The following is a 9,078-nucleotide window of genomic DNA, read 5'->3' on the forward strand; positions in this document are numbered from 1 at the left end:
TGAAGTGAACAGCGTCGAGGAAAAGTTGATAATCGAACTGAGCAGCGAGGGGAAGAAGGGTTACACGTTGCCCGAGCTGGACGTTCCGGAAGTAGATGCGTCTCAAATCATCCCGTCAAATCTTCTGAGGGAGGAAGAGGCGGAACTTCCGCAAGTTTCTGAGGCGGCGGCCGTCAGGCACTTCACGAGACTCTCGGCATTGAATCATCATGTTGACAAAGGATTCTATCCTCTTGGCTCATGCACGATGAAGTATAACCCCAAGGTGAACGAGGAAACCTCATCACTTCCCGGGTTTCAAGGACTTCATCCCCTTACGCCGGCGAGCGGCTCCCAGGGTGCACTCAGACTGATGTATGAATTGTGCGAGCTCTTGAAAGAGATTGTCGGGATGGATGCGGGGACTCTTCAGCCTGCGGCCGGTGCTCACGGTGAGCTCACGGCAATGCTCATGGTTGCCGCGTATCACAGAAAGAAGAAGCGAAGCAGGAAGAAAGTGATTGTTCCTGATTCGGCGCATGGAACAAACCCTGCAAGCGTGGCTCTCTCAGGGTTTCAGGTCGTCCAGGTGAAATCATCGCCGGATGGAAGAGTTGACCTCGAAGAGCTGAAGAAGCTCGTTGATGATGATGTGGCAGCACTCATGCTCACGAATCCGAATACGCTTGGACTTTTTGAAAAGAGTATCCTTCCGATCTCCGAGCTGATCCATTCCGTTGACGGCATAATGTATCTCGACGGAGCAAACCTCAATGCGCTTGTCGGCATCGTGAAGCCAGGAGACATGGGGTTTGATGCGGTCCACATTAACCTGCACAAGACGTTCTCAACTCCTCACGGCGGCGGTGGTCCTGGTTCAGGACCTGTCATGGTCAACGAAAAGCTTGAACAGTTTTTGCCTGTTCCCAGAGTTGTATCGAAAGAAGGGACTTTCAAACTTGACTGGAAGAAGAGAGACTCGATCGGGCCGGTTCACAGCTTCTACGGGAATTTCGGTGTCCTTGTGAAGGCCTTCACATATATTCTGATGCTCGGAAATGAAGGGTTGAAAGAAGTGAGCGAAGCTGCGCTCGTGAATGCAAACTACCTGCTCAAGTCGCTCGAGAAGCTGTTTGACGTTCCATATCCCGGCCCGTGCATGCATGAGTTCGTGCTTTCCGGGAGGAGACTCAAGGCAAACGGAGTGCGGACCCTGGATGTTGCCAAGCGGCTCCTGGACTTTGGAATGCACGCGCCCACCATCTATTTTCCTCTCATAGTGGAGGAAGCTCTTATGATTGAGCCCACTGAGACCGAGGATCGGGCATCGCTCGACGCTTTCATAGATGCTTTGAAGCAAATTGTGGGAGAGGCAGAGAGGTCGCCCGACATCCTGAAGACTGCGCCAGTCACGACACCCGTGAGAAGACTGGACGAGGCGCGGGCGGCAAGGGAGCTGGTTTTGAAATGGAAGAGCCACAGAGGGTAGATCGCACTCTTGCCTGGAACATCAATCCGGTTTCCCAGAGCAAGTTCCTGGCGGTGTCTATTATTGTGCTTTTTGTTGCGGTCGCGTTCGGAGTATATGTCTCCACGAAAGACTATTTGTTCGGGGTCATGTCTTTCGTGATTCTGTTTTTTGCTCTTGGCTCATTTTTCTTTCCGACATCGTATGTGCTTGACAAGGACGGCATCCTGGTCGGGACGCGCTTCTCGAAAAGCAAGAAACCCTGGTCCAGTTTTCAGTCCTTTTCTCATGACAGGCATGGAATCACACTCAGTCCGTTTCTCAAGTCCTCCTGGCTTGAACCGTACAGGGTTACAAGGGTAAGGTTTCGGGAAAACAGGGAGGAAGTCCTCGGATTCGTGAGAGAGAGACTGGGTTCCGAGGCAGAGCGGACGAAGAGAGCAAAAGACAAATCCAGCGTCTTGTCGCAGGCCGGATCTCCGACCGTTGCCGCCGGAGACGGGATGAATGCGCTTTCAGAACAGGACATGGCCATTGTTGACAGTCTTGCGAGGAGAATCGTTGACTTAAGGATGGGAGTACCTGCTATAGTGTTTCTCGAAAGTAGCAAGCCGCTCACGTTCCTTGGAAGCCAGGTAGTCGTCTTTTTCGAGCCATTCGTAAGAACTTTCTTCAGTGTCCCCAATTATGGTAGATTTGTCAGACTGATGGAAGACAGAAAGAATGTTGACCTTCTGATGGACAAGATCGAGGCTTTTGACAAGGAGAAGCAGGCAGAGGAGAAACGTTTCAGGGCTGCGCACCCAGGACTCGTGTCGCGGGTAAGCAAGAAGGTCGGAGAGAAGCTCAGGACGAGAGGGAAATGATGACTTCCGTGGACCGGGAAAACATAGACGCCATTCTAGCAACTGATTGCGGAAGCACGACGACCAAGGCGATTCTTGTTGAGAGGACCGGAGAAGACTACAGGCTGATCGCAAGAGGCGAGGCGCCGACTACTGTCGAGGCTCCATTCGAAGATGTTACCAGGGGAGTTCTCAATGCTGTTAGAGAAGTTGAAGAGATCGCGGGGAGAAAGATTCTTGATGGTGAGACAATAGTCACTCCCAGGAATGGCGGCGAAGGTGTTGACCTCTACCTGTCAACTTCCAGCGCGGGCGGCGGACTTCAGATGATGGTTGCCGGCGTGGTGAAGAGCATGACCGCGGAATCCGCTCAGAGGGCAGCTCTGGGAGCAGGCGCAATCGTGATGGACGTTATCGCGTCGAACGACGGAAGACGCCCCCATGAGAAGATAGCCAGAATAAGGCACTTGAGACCCGATATGATTCTGCTCTCCGGCGGAATTGACGGTGGAACGACTGCTCACGTTGCCGAATTGGCTGAGCTTATCAGCGCCGCTGACCCGAAGGCAAGGTTGGGGGCAGGATTTGATCTTCCGGTAATCTACGCAGGAAATATCGATGCAAGAAAGATTGTTGAGGACAGACTCGGAGATAAAACTGCTCTTGTCATCACAGACAACATCAGGCCTGTCCTTGAGGTAGAGAACCTCCGTCCGGCGAGAACGAAGATCCACGATCTTTTCCTTGAGCACGTGATGGCGCACGCCCCGGGGTATAAGAAACTCATGTCCTGGACCAATGTCCCAATCATGCCTACTCCCGGTGCCGTCGGCGCAATCGTCGAGGGGATAGCGAAGGAGGAGAAGATCGAAGTGGTCGGAGTGGACATAGGCGGTGCTACGACCGATGTCTTCTCCGTTTTTCAAGGCGTTTTCAACAGGACTGTGAGCGCAAATCTCGGAATGAGCTATTCAATCTCGAATGTCCTTGCAGAGGCAGGGATTGAGAACATTGTGAGATGGGTTCCTTTTGAGATGGATGAAACAGATCTGCGCAACAGGATCAAGAACAAGATGATAAGACCCACGACGATACCTCAGACTCTCGAGGAGCTCCTGGTGGAGCATGCCATCGCAAGAGAGGCACTGAGGCTGGCATTTGTGCAGCATAAGCTCCTTGCGGTCGGGCTTAAAGGAGTCCAGCAGCAGAGGACAATATCCGACACCTTCGAGCAGGAGACTTCGGGCGAGACGCTGGTGAACCTTGAAACGCTGAATCTGCTTGTCGGAAGCGGCGGAATCTTGTCCCATGCTCCGAGGAGAGCGCAGGCCGCGCTTCTTCTAGTGGATTCGTTCCTGCCGGAAGGGGTGACATCCCTTGCTGTCGACAGCATATTCATGATGCCTCAGCTCGGGGTCCTTTCAACGGTTCACAGAAGGGCGGCAAGCCAGGTCTTCAAGAATGATTGCCTTATTGAGCTCGGAACATGCATTGCTCCAATCGGGCAAGGGAAGGAGAGGAGCGAGTGTCTTTCAGTGAAGCTCTCTTCTCCAACCGGAGAAACAGAGGAGAGAAAGATAAAGTTCGGAGAGATGGCTCTCGTTCCTCTCGGGCTGGGCGCAGACGCCAAGTTGAAATACGAATTGGAGAGGGGCTTTGAGCTGGGGCAGGGACTTCCGAGGAGCGGGGAGATCAAGGTGAGAGGCGGAGTCGTGGGCATAATCATTGACTGCAGAGGAAGGAGACCTTTTCTTCTTCCTGAGAGCAGGGAAAAACTCATTTCAAAACTCCGGGAATGGAGCAGAGCTATCTCTGCTTACCCGGAGTAGGAGAGACCTTTGGCACACGCATACACGCCGGGCCTTACAGTCACCAGGAGTGTCCTGCTGAGGAGAGAAAGAAAGCTCCCTCTGAAAGGCAAGGTGCTTGTCAAGCTGGGAGACAAGGTAACTGCCGAGACTGATGTCGCATCGACCGAGCTCCCGGGCCAGGTCGAGACTGTCAACCTCTCGAACATACTCGGACTTCCGCCTGCTGATGTCGGCGGCTGTCTTTTGGTCAAGATGGGAGACCATCTTAAGAATGGTCAGGTCATTGCGAGGAGCAAGAGTTTCTTCGGGCTGTTCAAGTCAGAAGCCAAGGCGACCTGCGAATGCACACTTGAAGCCGTTTCCGACATAACAGGTCAGGCAATCCTGAGGCAGCCGCCCATCCCGGTCAAGGTAACGGCCTACATTGACGGCAAGGTGTGCGCCGTCAAAGCCGAAGAAGGCGTGACGGTGGAGGCCTTCGGAAGCTTCATTCAGGGCATCTTTGGAGTAGGCGGCGAAACTGCCGGCCAAATTCACTTTGCAGCTCAGGCTCCGGATGACGCGCTTACCGACAGTGAAATCGGAAACGATGTTGACAGGAAGATTGTGGTAGGCGGCTCGATCGTGACCTATTCGGCAATTGAGCGGGCACGAGAGCGTGGTGCAAAGGCTATCATTGTCGGCGGTCTCGACGACAAGGACCTGAGGACATTCCTTGGGTACGACCTCGGTGTTGCGATTACCGGCTCGGAAGAGAAAGGAATTACGATCATAATCACAGAAGGATTTGGAAGAATGCCGATGGCCGAGAGAACGTTTGGACTCCTCAAGGAACTCAGCGGCAAGAAAGCCTCTGCCACCGGAGCTACTCAGATACGCGCGGGCGTGTTGAGGCCCGAGATAGTCGTGCCATTTGATGGAGCCGGAGAGAAGGATATTGCCTCACTTCCTTCTTCTCAGGGACTCTCTCTTGGAAGTGTTGTGAGAGTGATAAGGCAGCCCGATTTCGGAAAGATCGGAAAGGTTACGTCACTTCCCCCGGAGCTCAGGACCCTTGAGACTGAATCAAAGGTTAGGGTGCTGGAACTTGAGTTCGCCAGCGGCGAAAAGGTCATTTTGCCCAGGGCAAATGTTGAAATCATAGGGGGTGAATAGGCCCGGCCTGCTCTCTTCCCTTCACGCTCTCCAGAGAATTCGAGCAAAGAGGCCCCATGGAGCGAAAACAGTTTAACTGGGTTCTGCTGACCTGGGTTGTCGCCGGCCTCGTAATCCTCGCAGTTTTCTTCATCGTCCACAGGCAGTCGAAGGCGAACGAAGCCAAGCTTACCGTAGAGCTCAATCATAGGCGGCTGACTCTCGCCAGAGTGACCGCAAGAAGCGTAAGCCGTCACTTCGAAGACCTCGAAATGACGCTTGAGTTTATGTGTTCCGAGGATGAGATCGGAAGTCCGGGCTCTCCCGGCGCGAAACACGAGCTTCAGCGAAGTCTGGCGCGACTTTCGAGCATGATAGATGACCTCTGCCTGGTCGATACGGCTGGCACGGTCATTGTCTCTGCTCGCGGCGGCCCCATCTCTGAAGGGTTAAGAAAAGAACTCAAACCCCTCCTGCTTGCTCTGGCAGACAACCAACCCGTTGCAATCAGCGACATCTACGATAAGGCAGGGCGCGGAGGAGAGATTGCTCTTGCTATGCCCATGAAGCACGGCGGCGTCCTCGATGGAAGCATTGTCGCCATAATCCCTCTTGCCAAACTAAGCACACCGGAATTCGTTGAGGCCGGCTCCGCCAAGGATAGCGACGCATGGATCATCGACGACAAAAGCAATGTCATAGCAAGTCCAAAGCATCCTGAGATGATGTTTGCAAATGTTTCGGTTTCGCAAAAGGGATGCGGCAAGTGTCACAAAGACATGAAGTTGGAAAGAAGAATGACAGAAGGTCTTCCGGGAATCGGGGAGCTCTCTGTGAAATCGGCTGTGAAGGAGTTCGTTGCCTTCCATCCTGCAAGAGTCGGGCAGAAGGTTTGGACGGTCGCGGTCGCAGTTCCATATTCCGAAGCAGCCAGGCTTATCCATAGAAGCATTTGGTATTTCACCGGCCTTCGGATTCTAATTGTGGCAGCGCTGGTCGGCGCTGCTCTCATTGTTTCGAGAGTTGTCTCTGAAAACGTCAGGGCTGAGGAGAGGATGAGGTGGACTGAGTACGCGGCCCGGTCAGAACGGCTCACAGCCAGGAACATGCTCTCGGCAAAGTTTGCACACGAGGTAAGGAACCCGCTTACCTCCATTGCCCTGAACACAGACCTCCTCAAAGACGAGATAGAGAAGTGCAAAGGACCAGACTCGGCTGAGGCAAGAATTCTTCTGTCGTCTATTGGAAATGAAGTTGAAAGACTCAAGAGAGTGTCGGACGAGTACCTTCAGTTTGCGCGGCTCCAGAAACTCAGAACCGAGCAGGTGAATATCAATGCCGTTCTTTTGCAACTTATCGGTTTCCTCAGAGGCGAGCTGGAATCTCACAGAGTCAAGCTTACCACAAACCTCGATGGTTCTCTCCCGCGTGTCCCCGGTGATGCGAACCAGCTGAGACAGGCATTTATCAATGTGGTTAAGAATGCCATGGAGGCGATGCCGAAAGGCGGCGAAATAAAGATTCTTACGAGAAAGAGCGAGGGGCGGGTCGAGGTAGAGATTTCTGACACCGGCGTTGGGATTCACGAAGCAGATATAGAAAACGTTTTTGTTCCGTTCTTCAGCACAAAAGAGCATGGAACGGGGCTTGGGCTTCCGGTCACACGCGAAGTAGCCAGGGAACACGGCGGCGAGATCACTCTGAAGAGTGTTCCCGGCAAGGGTACGGCCGTCCTTTTTACCATTCCGACTGGAGAGATTGCGTGAGATTGAATCAAGTCAGGGGCCGGCGATCGAGTCAACAAATCGGTTTTGGGTTACCCGTTGAAGTTGACCCAGGCTGGAACCCCGACCTTTCCTTTGGGGGGTGACTCTACTGGATTCTATTCTTGTGGTAGATGATGAGCGCGAAGTAAGAGAATCACTTTCGCGGATTTTTTCGAAAGAAGGATACAAGGTATTCCTCGCCGAGAACGCCCGCAAGGCCCTTGAACTCCTTGCAGAACGGCTTGTGAATGTCCTGGTTGCAGATGTCAAGATGGAGGGAATGGATGGTCTGAGTCTTCTCAGAGAAGCTAAGAAGATCAGGCCCTCTATTGAAGCCATTATCATGACTGCTTACGGCTCCACAGATATCGCCTTCGAATCCGGGGCTGCCGGAGCGTACGCCTTCATTCAGAAGCCGTTCGAGAGAGTGGTCATGACAACAGCCGTAAGAAATGCGCTCGAAAGGCAGCGGCTTGAAAGCAGAGTGAAATCTCTTGAAGAAGAGCTTGCTGATAGATATGAGCAGAAGATTATTGGAACGAGCACTGCGATACGGAAGGTAAAGGAGATGGTGGAACTTGTGGCAGCGAGCTCTGCAACCGTGCTGATACAGGGCGAAAGCGGAACCGGAAAGGAGGTTGCCGCACGGGCAATCCACAGACGAAGTATTAGAAAAGACGGTCCGTTCGTCCCGGTGAGCTGCGCTGCCCTTCCCGAGACACTTCTTGAGGCAGAGCTTTTCGGGTACGAAAAGGGCGCCTTCACGGGTGCATCTGCCAGAAAGGCAGGTAGGTTTGAGGTCGCGGATGAAGGGACGCTTTTCCTCGATGAGATAGGAGAAACCTCAAAAGCCACTCAGCTGAAGCTGCTGAGAGTCCTTCAAGACGGGGAGTTTGAGCGGCTCGGCAGCACGAAGACAACAAGAGTTGATGTAAGAATAATCTCGGCGAGCAACAGGGATTTGCTTGGAGCGGTTAAAAATGCGGAATTCCGGCAGGACCTATACTACAGACTGAATGTCATAACGATAGATATGCCTCCTCTCAGAGAGAGGAAAGAAGACTTGCCCGTTCTGGCCAATCACTTTCTCAAGATCTACAGAGAAAAGAACAGGAAAGAGTTAAGCGGTTTCTCCAGAGAGGCCGAACATGCCTTGAAATCATACCATTGGCCCGGGAACGTGAGGGAGCTGGAGAACGCGATTGAGAGAGCGGTTGTCCTGGCAAGAAAATCGACGATCCTTGCTTCCGATCTGCCGGTCGAGATTGAGGGGAGCAGAAGCAAGGAGACAGAGATCGTTCTCCCTCTCGGGGCAACGATGGAGGAGATCGAAAGAAGAGTCATTGAAGAAACTCTAAGGTATTCAGAAGGCGACAAGACAAAAGCGGCCAGAATCCTTGGAATAAATCCCAGAACAATCTCCAGGAAGATTCAGGAAAGCCAGGAATCGTGATCGGCTGATTGCGAACGCCGCCGTCGATGCCGCTCCGTGTCTCCCGCCACCCACCTTCAGTAAGACGCCAACCCGTTGCTCTCTCTTTGCCTGACATTTTGTCCACTTTTCCGATCCATGTCGCATGAAAGCCTGACAATTTGTCAGGTTCGGCCGTGCATGGAGATTGCTTGTGCTATCCGGAATGCAAAAGAACATGCGTAACTGCTTGAACAAAAGCCTGTTACAACAACAAGCGCGAACTAGCTCTTTCTGGCATACATTTTGCGCTAACTGACAGTCTGAAGTTGATTAACAACATCTCTGTGGGAGGTAAGAGCACTACGGTGGCTGGGAGGGAGGGACACTGTGGAGTTGATTCTTGCCTCCCGAGCGTTGGTTGGTTTTTGTCATTGTAGGTAGGTGGGGTGTTTTCGCGGCGGGCCGGAGACGTAGTTTCCGGCTGAGACTGCCGGTGAGTGTGTGGAATGCTGCCTATCCGGGAACGCGCACCTGGATAGCGGCTGATTGGGTGTTGGGTTTACCCAGCACCCAATTCTATTTGTGCCGCTTGACGTTGGTGTACATCTAGTGCACCGTAACATAAATAGGTTGACATTGACATTGCCCCAGAACGGTGCAC

General features: G+C 52.9%; 6 protein-coding genes. All 6 read left to right on the plus strand.

All coding sequences use genetic code 11. The features are described from left to right. The first annotated feature begins 4 nt into the window (after positions 1-4). The 6 genes from gcvPB (at position 5) to QME66_07815 (ending at position 8,456) form a co-directional block, all read left to right on the plus strand. Entirely contained in the window at positions 5-1,468 is a 1,464-nt protein-coding gene (gene gcvPB / locus QME66_07790) for an aminomethyl-transferring glycine dehydrogenase subunit GcvPB (protein MDI6808865.1), read from the plus strand. Next, positions 1,447-2,313, plus strand: a complete 867-nt coding sequence (locus tag QME66_07795; protein ID MDI6808866.1) for a hypothetical protein — start codon at positions 1,447-1,449, stop codon at positions 2,311-2,313. The genes gcvPB and QME66_07795 overlap by 22 nt, the downstream gene beginning before the upstream one ends. Next, the gene (locus QME66_07800; protein MDI6808867.1) at positions 2,310-4,121 is read left to right on the plus strand and encodes a glutamate mutase L; all 1,812 of its coding nucleotides are present in this window, start codon (positions 2,310-2,312) and stop codon (positions 4,119-4,121) included. The genes QME66_07795 and QME66_07800 overlap by 4 nt, the downstream gene beginning before the upstream one ends. 9 nt (positions 4,122-4,130) lie before the next feature. Further along, positions 4,131-5,258, plus strand: coding sequence for a hypothetical protein (locus QME66_07805; GenBank protein ID MDI6808868.1), 1,128 nt, complete (start codon positions 4,131-4,133; stop codon positions 5,256-5,258). A gap of 56 nt (positions 5,259-5,314) precedes the next feature. Then, complete coding sequence (locus QME66_07810; GenBank protein ID MDI6808869.1) at positions 5,315-7,003, plus strand: ATP-binding protein; 1,689 nt, start codon at positions 5,315-5,317, stop codon at positions 7,001-7,003. Positions 7,004-7,103: 100 nt separating this feature from the next. Further along, positions 7,104-8,456, plus strand: a complete 1,353-nt coding sequence (locus QME66_07815) for a sigma-54 dependent transcriptional regulator (GenBank protein MDI6808870.1) — start codon at positions 7,104-7,106, stop codon at positions 8,454-8,456. Positions 8,457-9,078: the final 622 nt, after the last annotated feature.

Source organism: Candidatus Eisenbacteria bacterium (assembly GCA_030017955.1).
GTDB lineage: Bacteria > Eisenbacteria > RBG-16-71-46 > JASEGR01 > JASEGR01 > JASEGR01.